Genomic DNA, 19,622 nt, shown 5'->3' on the forward strand with positions numbered 1-19,622 from the left:
CCAACACGCTTTATTGGTCCTGGCCGGCTAAAACAGGGGGTTTTTCAGTGGTTTCGGACGGTTCTCTTGTTACGCCCGTGCAATCACGCTTTGACTGATACCCGTCAACCTGGCAATCTGCCTGGTCGATATTCCTTCTACTTTTTTAATTCGCCGAAGGAGCTCATCCCGCTTTTCTTTTTCTATGGTTTGAAGCTCAACAGGTATGCTGACCTTGGCTATGTTTTGTATGGCGAGTTTGGCGTCTTGATCGGTTAATTTATACGAGGTGTAACTCATTACGGCTGTCTCTTCTGGTTTTTCGTTCATAAATTGCTTGAATCGATTGAGAGCAATTTCTGGCTCAGAAGAAAATATCCCAAGGGCAAAAGCGGTGTCGATCCAGTCGCTGCCTTCGACATAGTGGCGGTAACTGCTCCAAGGATAGGTTTCTATTGTTCCTTCTCCGGACTTAAGGGGATTTTGATGAATATACCGTAAAACCGTTAAAAAGTATTCATCGGTTTCTACTGCTTCACTTTTAAATCGATCTTGGAATAGGTGCCCATAGCGGCCATATTTTCGATTATACCAGGAGACATAGCTTACACCAATTCGTTTCATGACATGGGCAACGGGTTCCTGGCTTTCTTGAAGCATCAGGTGGATATGGTTATACATCAGGCAATATCCGTAGATGCTATACTGGCTGATTTCTTTGTAATGTGCTAAGTACCACAGAAATTTTTGGTTGTCTTCTTCGTCTTCAAAAATAACTTGCTTGTTTATACCTCGCAGGATGATATGGTAGATTCCGCTTTGGCTAGGTTGTCGGGCTTTTCGGGGCATTCGTCATCACCTCTATTTTGATAGTATCACTTTATTTTTCACGTGTCAACAGAACCGTCCCCTCGAGTCTATCACCTGCCGTATATTCGATATCGGTCAAACCGACGGTCAAATGTGCATATCTCGATATGACCCTACTCAATTATCCAGCAGCAATCAATGTGTCAGACCACTTTTTGCTTTTTTCCACAAACAAATCCAGAGAGATGTGGATAACGGTCATATCAATGCCTAAAAGAGTCACAAGGGGAAGGTTTAACCATCCTCTTGCCGCTGCTCTCTCAGGCAATTAGATTCACTGTATATCTCTTACATACGTTTTATCCCCATTAGGAGATCAGATTGAGGATAACCCTCATCAGCAATCTTCACTGAGCTTCCTAATATATCTAATCATCCCCATTTGGATGCTAGCATCCTTAATGGATGGCAAGAGAACCGTTCCCTTGCCATTCTAGAGGATATCACTATGACGATATAAGACGAACCGGGGGTATCGCAACATTTTTAATGTCTCGATACCCCGGTTTATTTTAAATCACATCGAAAATTTTCCCCGGATTCAAAATCAGGTTAGGATCTAACGCTTTTTTAATGGCCCGCATCATGTTCAGTTCCACCGGGGAAGTATATTCCTGCATCAGCTGCTTGCGCTTGTAGCCGATGCCGTGCTCGCCGGATAGCTTGCCGCCCAGGCGGTAGACTATTTTATACAGGTCATGCTGCATGGCTTCGATCTTGCTGTCCCACTCCGCGTCCGGCATCCTGCCTTTGAGGATATTGAGGTGAATGTTGCCGTCGCCGGCATGGCTAGCCACCCGTGCAGCCAAACTGTGCTTTTGGCTGAGTTTGGTGATTTCGCTCATCATCTCCGGGATCTGATCCACTGGCACTACAATATCCTCTTTGTCCATGATCAGACTTTCGTGACGCACTGCCTCGGCAAAGGCTTTGCGGGCCCGCCAGATTTTTACGGGATCGGCCACCAGCACGCTGAGGGCACCGTTCTGATTACAAAGCTCATCCAGCAGGATGCTTTTGTCATCCAGGGCATCTTCCGAGTCGGCTTCTACCTGGATGATGATGTAGTTGCCCTGATCGCTGGCGGGAAGTTTTTCATTGAGGAAAGACTCCACGCTTTTAATCGTAATATTGTCCATAAATTCCACGCAGGTAGGAGTGACTCCGGCTTTGATGATTTTGTTCACGATGGCAATGGCGGAATCAACGTCAGGGAAAACAGCCAGCAGGTCAGTCACATACCGGGGCAAAGGCATCAGCTTCAGGGTGATTTGAGTCACAATGCCCAAGGTCCCCTCGGAACCGATCATCAGCTGTTCCAGGCAATAACCGGTGGTATTTTTAGCCAGGCGTCCGCCCAGATTGATGATCTCACCCAGCGGCGTCACCACTTCCATGCCGTAAACCTGCTGACGGGTAGTACCGTATTTGACGGCCTTGTTACCGCCGGCGTTAGTGGCCACATTGCCGCCAATGAAGCAGCTGTCGCCGCTGCAGGGATCGCCGGCATAAAACAGACCTTGCTCTTTGGCCGCTTTCTGAACGTCATCCGTCCTCATACCGGGCTCCACGACCATATATAAGCTGTCAGTGTTGATTTCCAGAATTTTGTTCATGCGTTCCAAACTCAGCACAATACCGCCGTGAATCGGCACTGCGCCGCAGGCCAGCCCGGTGCCGGCCCCCCGGGGCACTACGGGGATGAGTTCCCGATTGGCCAACTTCATGATGGCGGCAACTTCTTCGGCTGTTTGCGGCAATACCACCACCTCCGGCAGATGGTGATAGCGGGTTTCAGTCACTTCATCATGAGAGTAAGGCTCTATTTTCTCCTGGTCAGTCATTACATTCCTGGCGCCGACAATTTCAACAAGTTCTGCGATAATTTGCGATGAAACGGATTTATATTTATTCAACCTTACACCCCTCCTTGATAAGAATTATAATCCAGTCCTGACTCCCAGTGCAAGCTCATCGGCAGCCCGAATCCGGGACCGTTTCCTATTGCACCACACCAATCCAACTCCAGTACGTAAACACCATCAACGTCATGAACACGCAGGCCAAAACGCTCATTACGGCGCCGGTCTTCATCAGTTCCCCGCTGGTGATGTGGCCGGTGCCCATGGCAACGGCGTTGGGCATATTGCTGACCGGCAGCAGATATTGGTGCTGCATATTCATGCCCAAAATCAGGGCAAATACCAGCGGGTCGGCCTTAATGGCAACCGCATGAGCAATGACGATCGGCGTCAAAGCAGTGGTTTTGGGTCCGCCACCGGTGAAAAATACCTGGAGAAGAGTAACCACCCAAATGAGAATGACGATTTGCAGACCATGGGACATAGCGGCAATCGGTCCCAGCATGGTTCCGGCCAGCCATTTGGCGGCACCGGAAGTGACCAGGGCAGTCCCCATGGATAAGCCGGCGCCATACAGCACGAAAATATTCCAGGGGACTCTTTGCTGCGCTTCTTTCCAGGGCATAATGCCCCTGGCCGGCCACAGGAGCAGGATCACAGCCAGCAAGCCCACAATGGCAACATTCACCTTATGCAGGGAATCTGTAGCCCAAAGGACCAGGGTAAACAGAAAAATGACCAGGGTATATTTCTCGGGTGCCGTCAGTTTTCCCATGGCTGCCAGTTCTTTCTGGATGTAAGTCTGACCTTGCCCCAGATTGCCGATTTCCGGCGGCCACATGACTTTCAGAACATACACAGAGAGGCAAGCCAGGATAAAAGCAGGCGGTCCGCCGATCTTAAACCAGTCGGACCAGGAAATGACCTGCTTAGTTGCAGATTGAATCAAACCTACGGTAATGGGATTGCCTACGTGGGCAGTCATTACCCCGATGCTCATCATGGTGCCGCTCATGGCCACAATGAAAATCAGCGCTTTGACAATATTGCTCTGTCCCTGCTTGGCATCAAACGCCTGGCCTATGCCTAAGATAATCGGCAGCATTAACAGAGTCCTGGCCGTAATAGACGGCACCAGAAAACTCATTACGGCCATGACCGCCGCCACGGCCCAGTAAACCCTGACCGCAGCTCCTCCTGCCAGATTGACCAATAGCAGGGCAACCCGCTTGGAAAGACCGGACTTTTCCATACAACCGGCCATAATGAAACCAATGACAATCAGCCACAAAGAAGTATTGGCGTAGCCGCTGAAAGCGCCATTTAAATCAGTAGCTTTCAGCGCCGCCAGCAAAAATACGATTACCATTGAGCTAAGCGCATCTTCCAAGGCCTGAGTAACCCAAACAATAATAGCAAATACGGCGATCCCCAGCGTGGCTTTACCGGCAGCTTTTAAACCGGTGATTTCCGGCGTCAGCCACACAATCCCGGCCAGACAGGAAAAAGCCACCATAAGCTGCCACCATTTTTTCGCGGGCACATTCCATTCCTCCCATATATTGAATATTACCTATCGATTGTATGCTTGTATACATGTATATAGGTATAAAGTTTAGTGGGAAGGCAAAAGATTGTCAATATTAAATGCAATTTACATAAAATTAGATTTTTTCACTCTTTTTTTTCGACAGCCTGTCATCGGTATAATAAAAAACCGTTAAACGCTTTATCGCATTTAACGGAAGGGATATTGTTTATGGAAGCTGACAGGGTTACGATCTGTGCGGAATTACGCCCCGGACATGAAACGGATCAACCATTGCAAGCAGCAAAGTACTCCGTTAACTGGAGGACTCCTTCCTTCATGGCCAGAGATCGTTCGATCATATATTCCACTGCCTGCACATATTGCATAAATCTAGCCTGGTCGTTCTGGGCATGCAACTGAAAGAGGCGTTCCATGATACGAGTAATCAGGTCCACCGTAGCCTCGAACTGTATGACGTGCATGCTGCCTTCGGTTGTCCCCTGCTCAATGATCCTCAAAAAAAACNGACCCAAGCATTTCATAGCCTCTCTGCTCGATTCGTTCCAGCAGATGAAAGTGTTTTTCCGGGAACAAATAGCGGAAAACCCTGCTGTTTCCCTGTTTTCCCGGATGCATGGAGACCCTGAAAAGCGCCTGGAACATCAGCCGCAGTTGCTGCGGCGCCGGCTGGCAGCGGTCGATTTTATCACATTCCCGCATGATCATGGTAAAATAACGGACGGCAATGGCATCGAGGATTTCTTCCTTGGTTTGAAAATAGTAATAGAAAGTCCCCTGGGCCACCCCGATCTTTTTGACAATGTCACTGACCGAGGTTTTATCGTAACCATTAGTCAGAAACAGCTCTTCCGCCGCGTCAATCAGTTCATTGGTACGCTCCTGGGGATCTTTTGTCACTCTTGCCATAAAAACCACCTCTACCATTCGACTGACTATCAGTCAACAACAGTATATGCAGATCCCTTCTATCTGTCAATGGGTTTTGCTTTATGTAAGGCGAAATCTAATCCAGCTTTATCACTTGGATGTTTGGTTTTTTTCCTTTATATATGCGGGGATGTTGAACGCCGATATGCTGTATGGTTCTTAGGCTGCCGTACTCAAACGCCTCTGTCAGATGAATCGAATGATCCTGATTCGTATCAGCCGGGCCTGCCAGTCCTTCGATGAAATATTGGGTGAATATGCCCAGGGTCAAGCCTTTAAATGAATCGTCATAGGCGGTTTCCGCATAGTCAGAGGAAACGATCACGGTAAAGCCATACATGCTCAAATCTCTGAATGCCCGATAAGGGCGTTTGGCGCGGGATCTCTCAGAAAAGGTGTGGATTGTCTGATACCCGCGATTTTTGGAATAGCTGGGATCAATGATCACGGTCACGGTTGCCGGCAGTTTTTTTAAGATCATGGATAATTCCGAGGTGGTTACATGGCTTGCTTTGTCATAGCCGGCATCATAAGGGATCAGTGTCTCTTCGTACATATATTCGGAGCGGCCCCGGGCCAAGGTGCGGTCCGCATCGTATGACTGCCAATAAACCTGATTATAACCGCCGTGTCCGGAATAATAGATGATGAGATGATCTTCTGTCGTTAACAAGGCCTGATAACTGTATAGCTTGGCAGTAATGGCTCTTTTAGTCGCTCGGCTGTCGGTTAAAACAGCCACATCCTGCGCTTTACCTGAGAAGAACGCACCAAAAGCTTCGGCGTTTAGCAAGGGCGATTTTAACTCCGGCATATATTTGTACCGGCTGATCCCTATTGCCAATACATAGGGGGCGCGAGACGACGCAGCCGCGGGTTGGTCCGCCGCACCGGCCAGGACGGTTCCGCCAACCGGATTTATGCTGAGACAGATCAGGGCCGTCACTATATATTTTATCATTTTTTTCATAAAACAGGCTCCTCCCTCAGTGATTCCCAATCAATCCTGCCCGGTATGGACATTATATTGAAACTCAGATGTTCCCCGTTCAATATCATAGACCATTTTTTCCGAACGAATCCACCTCTTGTTGACTTGACAGGCCTTTACATTCTCTTCGAATGAAATTTGCCGCAACGTTCCGTCATAAACGGCTGTGTCACTATACACCTCGGCGCCGCCGGTTTCTACAAACAAAACGCCTTCAGCAAAAGTCAAGGCCCCATCACCGTCAGACTGATAATAAAACGAGCCTGCCGTCATGTCGCCGGCTTTCATGGATAGCCTGGCCTCTTTCATCCGAAAAGTATTGTTTGTTACTGCAGCGGCATTAGACGCCTCATTCCGGTACGCCCCCTGAGGCGCTGATATTGTAATGGCGTCGGCCGGGTCGCTATTCACCTGGTAGATCAGATCACCGAACCAGAAAACCTGTTGCGAATCCGGGTAAAAAACAAATTTTCGGGCGGTAATGGCGTCGCCATTTTCCCGCATAATCCGGACGTCAGAGCCTTTCAGTTCATGGTTCTTGGCATTCCAAACGGCTTGTCCGACAGTTAGGGTCATGGTATCCATCATAAAGGTGATTCCCTCGGGGAAATCCACGTCACCGCTTAAAATATTATGATGGGCAGTCGAGGCGATAAAACGGACGGGGGCCGCCTGTTTACGAAAAAAATGGCCTTCTTCAATATCAACAATGGTGGCCAGTGACTCCCCCTCTTTTTGTATGCTGTTGACCCTGGCCTGCCACTGCAGCTGCCCGCTGTGCCAGCCTGCTACGCGAGAATCCTCCACAATCATTTTTTCTTTAACCGTCGGCGCCGGAACCAAAGGGTCGTCGGCAAGACCACCAAAAACAAAGAGAGCGATGAAAGGCAGGGCAATCACGATCACGCTGAATTGTTCCGCTGACAGGTTCAGGTCTTTCCTACTTCGCATGTTTCATATTCCTCATAGTCCGGCCTGGTTAGGGATTTTTAAAGATGAGTTCGGCAAAATACAATTTCTCTTCCGGATAAAATGACAGTATCAAATCACGACAATGGTATTTTCGAGTCAGCCAAATACCGGAAACCACGGACACGTTGGACATTCTTTCAACCTTTACGCCATAAGACCAAATATCGGACAATACTCCCTCCAGATTGACCGAGGCCTCCGTCACCGCCTGGCGTTGAGTCTCATACTTCATTTGGATATACCCCGTCAGGGCGCTGTCGGGATTAAAGGTCAGATAGGCATGGTATTGATTCCATTCTTCCAAATAGGTGTCGTAGGCCGCGGAAACACTCCAATTCCAGAAGGGAAAGGTCCGGCCCTCCAGAGTCAGAGCGGTTACGGCTGCGGTATCCTCGGAAAAATTATGCTCCCCTTCTATTTTAAAGCGGTAATCTTCATCAAAGACATAATTCATGTCCCAGGTAGCCTTTTCTACATCCCTATATAGCCTGGTTTGATAAACCGAATTGTAGCCCTTGGCTGATTCCCGGGTCACGCCGGTAGTGAAATAAATTTGCCGGTTCAGGTTGATGAGAAAATTGGCGGAATGCCGCGTGTTGGTCATTCTGTTGTCATCGCTGAATACCGTCTCGGTTGCATTGGCGGTATGCAGAAAAAATATCTGATCGCTTAGCTTCACCGGCAGGGAACGATAGGAAACTTCCATATCGGTTTGCTGCACCCGCGGCCGGTCTCTCCAGGAAACCTGCGAGGTGGCCAGGGCATACTGGAAGGGTGAGTCGGAGATCGTTCTTAGACTGAGTTTGGGTACTTCCCGCAGTTCATCCAGGGAATCGCTGGCGGATAATTGAGCGGACAGCCAATCACGCCGATAGTCCAACATCAGATTGTACCCGTTCTTTGTATTTTCCGCCGAAAATTGCTCTTCCCGCCGCCAATTCACCATTGCGTGCCCGGTCAAATTTTGGTCCAATCGTAAGGATTGAGACAGACTGCTGTTAACGACGGAGTAAGGCGCCAGTTGATTGTCCTGAAAAAAATATGTGGTGTTAAAATTAGTAGTCCGGAAATCATCCGAGGCCAGATAGCTGGCAGAAGCTTCCCATAGATCAGCTTTCCCAAACCAGCCGTTTTCCCGCCTCTCAAAGGATATGCGCTGGGACGAATCAACATGACTTAACTGCCATTCCCCCCGGAATATTTGGTTGTCCCGCCCGGGAGTGCCTGAGGCATACCAATACAGCTCGTTTTGGGATTTTTCTCCCTTACGGTATTCTCTGGCGCCAAAGCCAAGGCCTCTGCGGCTCATATAATCGCGATAACTCAAGCCATAATCCCGCCGATTCATGTCGTAACGGTTCTGAGTCTTAAGGTACCAACCTTCGTCGTCGTCATACCCTGCCGTTACTTTATCGTACAAAGGCAGAGTGACGGCTTCCAATTCAATGATTTTATGCTGTCCTTCCCAGTAAGCAGCCTTGGTGAGCCTCAGCTTTCGCGAAGAGGGATAATAATCGGCTGTTTTGGCTGTATAGCGAAAGTGAGGCGGGTCTTGGTCGCATACCGTGACAGAGGCGTCTTCAGTGTGATAGGTATTGGACATGCAGGTCAGCTTTGAGCCTGATAATCTATAAGTTACCTCATCCAGGGTGAACAAAAAAGAGTATTTTTGAGCGTCGCTCACTTCACGCTCGGCATCATAGACTAAGGTGTCGGCGGATAGTATCTCGCCGGTTTTTAAATAGTGACGAACCCGGCCTGACATTTGAAATTTTTTTGTCTTGAGGTTGTATTCCAGCTTGTCGCCTTTATAGGTATCACCCTCATATTGCAGGGTAAAGTCATAAAAGATGTACACGCCGGTATTTTTATCGTACTCCATGCTATCGGCCTGCAGTTCACAGGTCTGATTCCGCTCGTTCATATTGCTGATGACTGCGGTGACAGAGCCTTTGGCGATCATCCTGCCGCTCTGCTCGTCATATTCCAGCGTATCCGAGGAGAATGAGCCGTCCTGATCGCTATACCGGATGTTGCCGGAGGCCGTGAAGCGATTCGACTGCTGATCATAGTGCAGTCTTTCCGATTTCAGCGATTCAGCGCTGGCGACCGAAAAGAAAGGATGTACGCCACCGGCACAGAGAATAGGAATCAACCCGATCATGAACCATTGCAAAATAATGGCTGCGTTAGGCACGGTCCGCCCACCACACCCCTAAGCCGCCCAGGCCGCCGAACAGGATCACCGGCAGCCAGGCAGCCCAGACCGGCGGCAGGACTTTGGCGCGGCCGGCTGAGACAAACCAGGAAGAGACCCCGAAAAACACAAAGATAAACAGCAGGCAGCCGGCGGCAAAATAGTACTTATGCTGCATTTTAGCCCGGATGAAGGGAGGGGAGCAAAGCAGGACAAACAGGAACGGCGTCAGGGGCCGGGTCATCTTCAAATAGTAATCCACTTCATAGGAAGTCGTAGGAATCCCCTGGCGGTGCAGGTCCCGGATCATCTGAGCCAGTTGCGCCAGGTCCATATCGGAGGTAGTCCTTTCCGACCGGAACAGCTGGGTGTTGGCCTCGGTATGAAACTGCATCTGCTGATAGCCGGTCTCGTAGGCCATGCGGCCCTGTTTGTCGTATTCCTGTATCAGTCCGGCCCGCAGAGTCCAGGAATGACCCTGGAGGCTGCCGCTTTCCGCCGTAATGACCCTGGCGATTTTATCGTCTTGCAGCTCGTAGATCATAACATGGCTCAGCATTTGCGTTTCCAAGTCAATTCTGCCGATATAGATCACCCGGTTTTTCTCCCGGACAAAGACATTTTGCACCATTTCCGGCGGCGGCGACAGAAAAATAATTTTCCGCAGCAGCAGTTCGCTTTTCGGATAGACCACCGGCATGATTTTGTCGCTGCAATAAAAGGAAACGCCGCTGAAGATCAAAGCAATCGTCAAATAAGGCATTAATAATTTCCGGTTGCTGACTCCGGCCGTACGCATGATCACCAGTTCTTTATCCTTTTCCAGCCTGCCGATAGAAAAGAGAATGGCAAAAAGCAGACTGATCGGCAAAGCGTTTACGAAAAGCAACGGCAAGCGATAGAGCAACAGGGTAAGAATCCAGGCCAAAGGCACCTTATTGACAAAAACATATCTTCCCATCTCAAACAGCAACTCGCCTAAAAATATCAGACAAATCCCCAGAATCGATAATAGTAAGGGAAAGACAAGTTCTTGAATTTGATAACGCAATAAAATGAACATCGTTTTATCCTCAAAAAAGAGTGCCTGGAGAATTATGCAACCCTCCAGGCACTCTTCCAGTAATCAGTGGTGCAAGCAAGCTAAGTCGTGCCTTTAGTTTGTTTGTCTAAAAGTATACGCGCTTAACCTCCAAACTCCTCGATTCAATAGTAATCTTGTACTTAACCTTCACATTGTTGTTAATCTCGCTCTGGCCATTCCACTGCAGTATCAGGTCGCGCCCGACGAACGCTGCAGTATACGTCTCTCCCTCATATATAAAGTGAGTCAGTTTATAATTTCCTACTTGGGTAGTAAATGTAGTAAACGCTCCATTTTCATCAGATGTTGCTTCACCTGGCGTCCCATCCGGCGCCTCATAATAGAACTTTACTCCTGGCAGATTCTTCTTTCCCGTGTAATCCGTTACCACGAAAGACGATGTGACACCTTTAGTACCGCCGCCGTCTCCGCTGCCGCCTCCGCAACCTGTGATCAAAAGAGTCATCGCAAAGAGTGTCAGGAGCACCAATGCAATCTTCTTCATAGGAACACCTCTTTCCAAATAAAAAATAGTTCAACAAATACGCTGTATCGATCTTGCGTCGTTCCCTGCCATAAATCTACTCCGGTTGCGCTATGAATAAAGCCTGGCAGAAATTGCGGGAAGAGATGCATCATCCTTCCCGTTTTGACTCACACGTATATTTAACTAAGTATAGGGGCAAGCAAGGTAACCTGTGCCTTTAGTTGACGCCAGGCGCTTCATTAATGCTAAAACACGAGACTCACCTTGCCATCCGCTTGGATTTGGAGAGTGAATTCTTTTTGGTAAAGACTGATGCTCGCAGAATAGCTCCCGGACGGAGTTGAAATGCTAATCACCGTGATGTTTCCTGGTTGAGTAACAGTTATGGAAGCAGAACCGCTTGCATTAGTCATTACAGTTTTCGACGTTCCATCCGACTCTTGATAAGAGATAGTTGCCCCGGATACCATGGCCCCGTTGTGATCTTTTACCCGTATAACCCGGTTGTCGCTGCTCGGGTTGTCACTACTCCCTCCAGATAATTCAGTAATTTTAAAACTATTGATGCCTATTATTTCACCTGTAGCGGTATTAATCTGAATAGGAAGCGGAATTGTGCCACCAGGCAACCCACCCTCCAATGTCATAGGAATTCCATCTGGATATGACGAATGCGTATAGGCATTACCTTGATATACAATAGCATCTATCATAGTCGATCCCGTTTGGGTAATATATATACTGGCAATGCCATTGGCATTGGTTTTTGCATTTTTTTGCGTCCCATCCGGGTCTCTATATTGGATAGTCGCCCCAGACACTGCATTAAGGGATTGATCTCCCACGCCAATTTGCAAAGTAACTCCTTTACTGCCGCCATCATCCCCGCCGCAACCTGCCGCCAAAAGGGCTAATGTGAACATTGCAAGTATTAAAAATGCCGGTTTCTTCACTTTTGCCACCTCTTTTGAATTGTTAAAACTAAATCTCAAGACTGTTCCAGTCTTGGGTGCTCCCCTATCGGGATGTCTTCTCGCTGCATTATGGATAAGTATTATAAAACCTGCTTGCCACTATATTTATTAATAAGTTCCGCATATCATTGGAAATTCCTTTAGAATAAATTGGTTGAAACATGCATTTCTTGTAATATTTTATCGAAAAACGATCTAATTTGCCATAAATAAAAGGGCACCCGCCAGCGCCCTTTACTTACCCCATTGCTCTTTGAACGATAGTCCGCAGATCGGCAATCGTCAGCTGACGCGGACTGTTAGGCAACAGTCTGTAGTTGGCAGCGTCTTTGACAATATCCTCAGCTTTGTCTTGGGGCACGCCTGCTTCAGCCAAAGTCTGAGGAATACCGATGTCGGTCTCCAGGTCGCGCACGGCACTAACTGCCAAATAGGCTGCATCCCGCAGGGACAGGCCGGTCACATCCTGGCCCATGGCCACGGCGATATCGCGGAACTTCGCATAATCGGCCATCAGGCAGTACTCCATTACATACGGCAGCATAATGCCGTTAGCCACCCCATGGGGCACACCGAACTGAGCTCCCACCGGATGGGCGATGCCATGGACCGCGCCCAGACCGGCGTTAGTAAAGCCGGCGCCGGCAATCAGGCTGGCTGCCGCCATTTGGGATCTGGCCTCAATATCCTTGCCGCATGCTACTGCCCGCCGCAGATGGGACCCAATCAGGCGAATGGCGTGGAGGCATAAGGCATCGGTAATCGGTTCGGCCTGAGTGGCCACATAGGCCTCAATGGCATGAGTCAGGGCATCAATGCCGGTAGCAGCCGTAACTCCTGGCGGCATGCTGACATGCAGTTCCGGATCGATCACGGCCAGTTTCGGCATCATATAGTCATGGGATAATCCGATCTTTTCCCTGGTCTTGGTATCGGTTGTCACAGCCGCAGCCGTTACTTCACTGCCGGTGCCGGCCGTGGTGGGAATGCAAATAAGGGGCAAGCCCGGCCGGCTGATGGTCTTTCTGCCTCGGATATAGTCGCTGATGGAACCAGGATTGCCCTGGAGCATGGACATGGATTTGGCGGCGTCCATGGGACTGCCGCCGCCGAAGGCAAACACCGTATCGGCGCCAAACTCTTTAATCAGGGCTGCTCCCCGGTCCACGGTCTCCACGCTGGGGTCAGCCTCGACTTCAGCGAACAGCCGGACGGTGATACCGGCCTGTTCCAGAGATTCGATCAAAGCGGCCAGATGCGGCGAACCTTTGGTGGAGGTCCTGCCAGTCACCAGAAAGGCCTTTTTCACACCCCAGGTTACGCATTCGACGGCAATACTGCCAAGAGCGCCCTGTCCGAACATGACTCGAGTGGGCAGTCGAAACAGAAAATGGTTCATGGTTTTCCTTCCCTCCCCGGGTATTAGAGTATCATAGTAACCGGCCAAAGGCCGCCGGAATGTTCCGTTTGAAAGGCATTCTGCAAATTAACAGCGTCCAGTTCCTTCACCTTACGTAACGGTTTGCTCTGATAATTGGCCAATGTCAGATGGACCAATTGCTGGCTGGGCCGGTCAAAGTAACGGATCCCATTGTCTTCAAAATATAGATACAGGGCATTGGCGGCCGGCAGGTCTTTGACATTCAGCATATCTCCCTGCCGGCTATAGGTATAGAGCAGGGTTTTGGCTTGACCGCCGGCGTTCTTCTGCCCCGTGATCACTGCAAGCAGTTTCCCTTTATCTGTTTGCAGCGATCCCCGGAAACCGTCGGTCAGGTAGAGCGTGTCCAGCTGTTTGATCCACCGGTCCCGTCCATCGGCGCCAACCGACAGGAGGTAAAGTCCCTGCCGGCTGGGCTGGTAGCCTGACCCTGACGGATCATTGGCTGCTTTCGGGCTGACCAGCTGAGATATCAGCACATACATGCCATAGGGGTGAGTCATGGCGTCGTGGACCTGCCAGGGAGGCTGCCGCAGCGCTTGAATCCGTTTGACAAAAGGCTGGTATTTGCCATCCAGCCATTCCCCTTCCCAGACGCCGCCATTGACAAAAGTGAGCTTTCCCTGCCCATGACGCCGGTTTTCCCAGTAGGTTCCTTCAAAAATCTGGCCCCGGTTCAAAAACTCTACTTTCCAGCTGCCTTTCATTTTCCCCTGGTTCATGCCCCCCTGGCCGCGCTGCACCAAACGTCCATGGGTAAACCATTTTAATTCTCCCCGGCCTTCGGCATACCCTTCCTCACTGCCACCCGACCATCTTACCGTTTCATTGGGCGCCGGCTCCGGATTCCACACCTTTACCCCGGTGACATTATCCCTAATCCACTCAGCAGCCAGAACTTCGCGGCTGACCGTCAGTCCGATCAGACAGATCAGAGTTAAACAAAAAAGCTTGACCGCAGATTGTTGAACCATGCTAACCCCCCGCTTATGTTATAATGCTTCTGATCGTTTTTAATAGCATGCAACATATTCTCAAACATTCTATATTTTTCCGGCTCATTCCTGCTTTATGGATGAACTGCCGGATACAGCTATAAGAAAAAGCCTCCTGCCGCAAAATCATCTGCAGCAGGAGGCTTGGATTCATCGGAACAAGATTCTACGTAATCCAGTCCCTGATCTTATCTGAGGGAAACCTTTTTGTCTTTACGCCCGCTTATTTTAGCCACAATACGTTCAATCACGACAAACAGAACCGGCACTAAAAATATTCCGATCACTGTGGCGCTGATCATGCCTCCTACTACCGCCGTTCCCATGGCGGTTCTGGAGCCCGCGCCGGCGCCTTTGGCCAGAGCCAAGGGCAGGCAGCCGATAATAAAGGCCAGAGACGTCATCAGGATAGGCCGCAGCCGCAGGCAGCAGGCTTCTATCGCCGCCTTCACCGGATCCATGCCCCCATCCACCCGGACTTTGGCAAATTCAACGATCAGAATGGCGTTTTTGGCCGCCAGTCCGATCAGCATGATTAAGCCGATCTGCATGTAGACGTTCACATCCAGTCCCCGGGCATATTGAGCCAGCACGGAGCCCAGCAGTCCGGTGGGAATGGATAAGAGCACCGCAAAAGGAATGCTCCAGCTCTCATAGAGAGCAGCCAGACACAGGAAGCTGAACAGGATGGCAAAGCCGAAGACAATGGGAGCGCGACCGCCGGATATTTTTTCTTCCCGGCTCTGGCCCGACCATTCATAACTAAAGCTAGCCGGCAGGGTCTGCCCCGCCACTTGCTCCAGGGCGGTTATGACCTGACCGGAACTGTAGCCGGGGGCGGCATTGGCAGTGATCTGGATAGACCGGGAGGCGTTGTAGCGGGTGACAACGGTAGGCGCATTGATCATCACCGGCTTTACCAGGGTGCTTAACGGCACCATAGAGCCGCCGGAGCTGCGCACATGCAGAAAGCGGACAGCATTGGCATCGGCGCGGAATTCGCTTTCAGCCTGCATGATCACCTTGTAGGTACGGCCGAACCGGTTCAGGTCATTGACCTGCAGACCGCCGAGGAAGGTCTGCAGGGCGTTGAAGACATCCTGCACCGGCACTCCCAGGGCCTTGGCTTTTTCCCGGTCTAGCTCAAAACGGTAGCCGGGCGTATCACTGCGGAATCCGGAATAGATTACAGCGATTTCCGGGCGCTGACGGGCAGCGGCGACAAATTGCTGGGCTACCTGGCTCATTTCATCCATGCTGCCGCCGCTTCTGTCCAGGAGCATCAGGCTAAGGCCGCCGACTGAACCCACACCGGGCAGAGCCGGCGCATTAAAGGCCATGATCACGGCTTCCGGGATATCTTTGGTTTTACCCATTGCCGAGCGCAGCAGGGAGTTCACCTGAAGAGACTTATCCGCTCGTTTCTCCCAGGGTTCCAGAGCTGAGACCACAAGGGCTGAGTTAGGCTTCATGGAGCCGGATAGGATGTCAAAGCCGGTAATTTCCAGGGTATTTTCTATGCCCGAAATGGAGCGAAAATTCTCGCCGACTTTGTCCACTACGGCGGTGGTCCGGTTCATGCTGGCCGCTTCCGGCAGCATCACCGAGGAGAAAAAGTATCCCTGGTCTTCATCGGGGACGAAGGATGAAGGCAAGGCTGTAAACAGACCTGCCGTCAGAACCACAATGACCACTAAGCCCACCAGCCAGGCGCCGGAACGGCGGATGGAGCCGGCCACACCCCGGCCGTATTTCTCAATGGTGGCGTCAAACCAGTCATTAAAGCGCTGAAACAGTCCGCCCAGCCGGCCGGAATGAGCCGTGCCGTCATGGGGCTGCAGCAGCATGGCGCACAATGCCGGGGTCAAAGTCAGAGCCACCAGGGCCGACAGGGCCATGGACACCGTGATGGTCAGGGCAAATTGCTTATACAGTACGCCAACCGTACCGCCGAAGAAGGCCACCGGAATAAACACCGAAGCCAGCACGAAAGCGATGGCAACGACCGGTCCGGCCACTTCCTCCATGGCCCGGTAAGTGGCCTGGCGGGGATCAAGACCGGAATAGCGGATATGATACTCCACCGCCTCCACCACGACGATGGCGTCGTCAACCACCAGACCTACCGCCAGCACCATGGCGAATAAAGTCAGGGTATTGATGGTAAAACCCATCATCAGAAAAACGGCAAATGTGCCGATAAGGGAAACCGGAATAGCCAGCATAGGAATGAGGGTGGCCCGCCAGCTCTGCAAAAAAAGGAACACGATAATCAATACCAACACTAACGCTTCGCCGAAGGTTTTCAGCACTTCCTTGAGGGATTCCTGCACGAAGATGGTGTTATCCACCACAATTTTGTGCTCCATATCCGGCGGAAAACGCTTGGCCGCGTTTTCGATAACCTCCCGGACCTGAGCTACTGTTTCCAGGGCATTGGCGTCTGAAGTCAGCTGAACCGAAAAGGCGGTGGACTCTTCGCCGCTGATATTGTTTTTAAACGTATATTCCCTGGCGCCCCACTCCGCTCTGGCTACGTCCTCCAGACGGACAAAGGAGCCGTCAGGCTGGGAGCGGATAATGATTTTGCCGAATTCCTCCGGTTCCGCCAAGCGTCCTTCCACTCTGGCGGTATACTGAAATTCCTGCTGGGCCGCCGTGGGCAGCTGGCCGATATTGCCGGCCGGGGACTGAACATTCTGCTCCTTGACGGCATTGTAGACATCACTGGCCGTAATCCCTAAACGGGCCATCTTATCAGGTCGCAGCCAGATTCGCATGCCGAAGTCCGGTCCGAACTCCATGACGTTGCCGACGCCTTTGACCCGTTTCAATTCTTCTACCACATAGATGCTGCCATAGTTTTTGAGAAAAACACTGTCATAGGTTTTATTGGGGGAAAACAGGGCAAAAAACATGACATTATCAGGGGAAGTCTTTTTGGTGACCACACCGGCCTGCAATACTTCCTGGGGCAGCTGAGAGTTGGCCTGAGCCACCCGGTTCTGGACCTGAACCGCTGCGTTATCAGCGTCAACTCCTACCTCAAACTGCACGTCCAGGGAGTATCTGCCGTTATCGGAACTGGAAGACTTCATGGATACAGCGCCTTCCACTCCGTTGACCTGCTGCTCGATAATCTGGGCGATGGACTGTTCCACCACTTCCGCGTTAGCGCCTACATAAGAGGCGCTGACATTGACAATAGGCGGTGAAATCTGCGGGTACTGGGCAACCGGTAAAACGAAGATGGAAATTAAGCCGCCCAAGACTATCAGAATCGACAGGACGATGGCAAATACCGGCCGGTCGATAAAAAATTTAGCCATCAGATTGCCTCCTACTTAGCCGCCGGCTGAGATAAATCGTCCGGCGTAATCATCGTTACCGCAAGAGGCGTTCCGGGGGGAGTTTTCATAAAGCCTTCCACGATTACCCTGTCCTGAGACGTCAATCCTTCTTCCACGATCTGCATATTGCCGATACGGGGCCCCAGTGTGACCGGACGGGTCTCGGCCTTATCCCCTGCCGCCACGACGGTAATCAGGGTTTTGCCGAGGAGCTCCTGCACGGCTCTTTGCGGCACCAGAAGAGCATTGGCGCGTATTTCACCGGTAGCCTGGATACGGGCGAACATACCCGGTACCAGCAGCTGATCCGGATTCTCAAACAAGGCTTTTAAGGCCAGAGTTCCGGTTTGCTGGGCCAGACCCCGGTCCACCTGCTCCACCTTGCCCGGCAATGGATACCGGACGCCGTCGCCAAGAATCAGGACCAGCCCTTCGCCCCATTCGGCGGCTGAATTGCCCGCCCGGGCCAGACGCAGGTATTCGGTTTCACTCATGTTAAAACGGACCCGCACCGGGTCTAAAGAAGAAATGGTAGCCAGTATCGTTTGCCCGGCCTGGACAAAGTTGCCTTCGCTGAGAGTCTCCACATCCACCCGGCCGTTCAGGGGTGAAACCACTGTCGTGTCCTCCAGATCGATCCGGGCCTGTTCCACCCTGGCCTGGCTGGCATTGACCCTGGCCAGGGCCTGTTGCTCTTCCGCCAGAATATTGTCTACCATTTGCTGGGCAACCGCCTGCTGGGTAACCAGGGTCTGATACCGGACCACATCCCGGCGCACCCGGCTCAAGGCCGCCTCGGCCTCGGCCAGTTGGGCCTGGTAATCACTCTGGGCCGCCTCATAGGGGCGGCGGTCAATTTGAAATAAAGGCTGCCCTTGTTTTACGGCATCGCCGCCTTTGACCATTTTAGCGGTAATATTGCCGGACACTCTGGCCCGTACCTGGGCCTCGTCTCTGGCTTCCACCTCGCCAATAAATTCATATGTAACAGGTGTCGCCTGTTGCAGGACCTGCATGGCTTTCACTGCAACCGCCTGAGAGGGCAGATCTGTCGACTGCTTACCGCCGCATCCTGTCAGAGTCAGTAACGCAAGTACACCGGCGCACAGGGCCACGCCTCGCATTCGTAAACTCATGGATGGTTGAATGAACATATTGTGTTTCCTCCTTATGCGGTTGTATGTATATAATAACGTCCTCCCGGCACCGGTTGTCTTCGACGCCGCAAGAACGATGACTGGAAAACTGAGACGGCTATTTCCCGCCGAATTTATTATCCTCTCGGAATCAGCCCGTAGAGCAGGAGATGAACCGTGGAGGATTTGGCCTCTTCCAAAGAGATATTATGCTGCGCCAAAAAGCGATGATCAACGATTTCACTCATACAGCCTTTAATTATCTTTTTTAACAGAGTCAGATGCATCAGACAGAGCTCTCTTCTGTCCATAGCGGCCTGCAGGAAATCCGCCATGATCGCCCAATCCTGTTCAAACAGATGCTCGATCCTATGCCACTCCTCCGGCATAAACCGTTTTATTTCTTCCCCCATCCTGCCGGTAGTGGGAGAAAATACGGTAGGGGTTACGCATAAAATGTCTCTCAATTTTTGCTGAAAGGGTAAAGCCGGATCGGCGATAATTTTCTTATGCTGCTCCCGGATATCCAGAAAGATGGCATATAAGATGGACCGAATCAAATCCTCTTTCGATTCAAAGTGCTCATAAAGGCAACGTTTGCTGACGCCAAGCTGACGCGCCAGATCACCCATAGTAAATTTTAAGCCTCGCTCACTCATTTCCTCCACAGCGGCAGTCATAATCCTTTTTCGCACCGATACCCCACCCATCTCGCCAAAATTGCCTGCAAAAGTCACTCGCGGTACTGAAATAGTTTTTCTAGTACCACGGGTTTAATTATATCATATGGGGCACTGCTGTCAAC

At 50.9% G+C, this 19,622-nt stretch carries 16 protein-coding genes; all 16 read right to left on the reverse strand.

The window, feature by feature from the left end; translation table 11 throughout:
- Positions 1 to 69 precede the first annotated feature (69 nt).
- The 16 genes from ALO_RS08890 to ALO_RS08960 all read right to left on the reverse strand — a co-directional run bounded on the left by ALO_RS08890 (position 70) and on the right by ALO_RS08960 (position 19,512).
- Positions 70 to 828 (reverse strand): transposase, encoded by a 759-nt coding sequence (locus tag ALO_RS08890; protein ID WP_004095033.1) that lies wholly within the window; start codon positions 826 to 828, stop codon positions 70 to 72.
- A 533-nt stretch (positions 829 to 1,361) separates the two neighbouring features.
- Positions 1,362 to 2,765 (reverse strand): FAD-binding oxidoreductase, encoded by a 1,404-nt coding sequence (locus tag ALO_RS08895; protein ID WP_004095040.1) that lies wholly within the window; start codon positions 2,763 to 2,765, stop codon positions 1,362 to 1,364.
- A gap of 85 nt (positions 2,766 to 2,850) precedes the next feature.
- On the reverse strand, positions 2,851 to 4,254 hold the full coding sequence (locus tag ALO_RS08900) for an SLC13 family permease (protein ID WP_004095043.1): 1,404 nt from the start codon (positions 4,252 to 4,254) through the stop codon (positions 2,851 to 2,853).
- 272 nt (positions 4,255 to 4,526) lie between these two features.
- A complete protein-coding gene (locus tag ALO_RS20795; RefSeq protein ID WP_169313136.1) occupies positions 4,527 to 4,724 on the reverse strand; it encodes a hypothetical protein in 198 nt (65 codons plus the stop codon).
- 22 nt (positions 4,725 to 4,746) lie between these two features.
- Positions 4,747 to 5,187 (reverse strand): TetR/AcrR family transcriptional regulator, encoded by a 441-nt coding sequence (locus ALO_RS21740; protein WP_461781519.1) that lies wholly within the window; start codon positions 5,185 to 5,187, stop codon positions 4,747 to 4,749.
- A gap of 79 nt (positions 5,188 to 5,266) precedes the next feature.
- Positions 5,267 to 6,160: a caspase family protein gene (locus ALO_RS08910; protein ID WP_004095046.1), complete on the reverse strand. Its 894-nt coding sequence runs from the start codon at positions 6,158 to 6,160 to the stop codon at positions 5,267 to 5,269.
- 30 nt (positions 6,161 to 6,190) lie between these two features.
- Complete coding sequence (locus ALO_RS08915) at positions 6,191 to 7,132, reverse strand: hypothetical protein (protein ID WP_004095047.1); 942 nt, start codon at positions 7,130 to 7,132, stop codon at positions 6,191 to 6,193.
- Positions 7,133 to 7,160: 28 nt separating this feature from the next.
- Entirely contained in the window at positions 7,161 to 9,350 is a 2,190-nt protein-coding gene (locus ALO_RS08920) for an LptA/OstA family protein (RefSeq protein WP_004095048.1), read from the reverse strand.
- Positions 9,343 to 10,413, reverse strand: coding sequence for an LptF/LptG family permease (locus ALO_RS08925; RefSeq protein ID WP_004095049.1), 1,071 nt, complete (start codon positions 10,411 to 10,413; stop codon positions 9,343 to 9,345). The genes ALO_RS08920 and ALO_RS08925 overlap by 8 nt, the downstream gene beginning before the upstream one ends.
- A gap of 106 nt (positions 10,414 to 10,519) precedes the next feature.
- Complete coding sequence (locus ALO_RS08930; protein ID WP_004095050.1) at positions 10,520 to 10,939, reverse strand: hypothetical protein; 420 nt, start codon at positions 10,937 to 10,939, stop codon at positions 10,520 to 10,522.
- 227 nt (positions 10,940 to 11,166) lie between these two features.
- The gene (locus ALO_RS08935; protein ID WP_004095051.1) at positions 11,167 to 11,874 is read right to left on the reverse strand and encodes a carboxypeptidase-like regulatory domain-containing protein; all 708 of its coding nucleotides are present in this window, start codon (positions 11,872 to 11,874) and stop codon (positions 11,167 to 11,169) included.
- Between the two features lie 259 nt (positions 11,875 to 12,133).
- Positions 12,134 to 13,294 carry an iron-containing alcohol dehydrogenase gene (locus ALO_RS08940; RefSeq protein WP_004095054.1) on the reverse strand — a complete coding sequence of 387 codons (1,161 nt, stop codon included), beginning with the start codon at positions 13,292 to 13,294 and terminating at the stop codon, positions 12,134 to 12,136.
- Positions 13,295 to 13,317: 23 nt separating this feature from the next.
- Positions 13,318 to 14,310 (reverse strand): MORN repeat-containing protein, encoded by a 993-nt coding sequence (locus ALO_RS08945; protein ID WP_004095057.1) that lies wholly within the window; start codon positions 14,308 to 14,310, stop codon positions 13,318 to 13,320.
- 209 nt (positions 14,311 to 14,519) lie between these two features.
- Complete coding sequence (locus tag ALO_RS08950) at positions 14,520 to 17,660, reverse strand: efflux RND transporter permease subunit (RefSeq protein WP_004095058.1); 3,141 nt, start codon at positions 17,658 to 17,660, stop codon at positions 14,520 to 14,522.
- 11 nt (positions 17,661 to 17,671) lie between these two features.
- Entirely contained in the window at positions 17,672 to 18,835 is a 1,164-nt protein-coding gene (locus ALO_RS08955; protein WP_004095061.1) for an efflux RND transporter periplasmic adaptor subunit, read from the reverse strand.
- A gap of 119 nt (positions 18,836 to 18,954) precedes the next feature.
- A complete protein-coding gene (locus tag ALO_RS08960; RefSeq protein ID WP_004095065.1) occupies positions 18,955 to 19,512 on the reverse strand; it encodes a TetR/AcrR family transcriptional regulator in 558 nt (185 codons plus the stop codon).
- Positions 19,513 to 19,622: the final 110 nt, after the last annotated feature.

This window comes from Acetonema longum DSM 6540 (assembly GCF_000219125.1).
GTDB classification, from domain to species: domain Bacteria; phylum Bacillota; class Negativicutes; order Sporomusales; family Acetonemataceae; genus Acetonema; species Acetonema longum.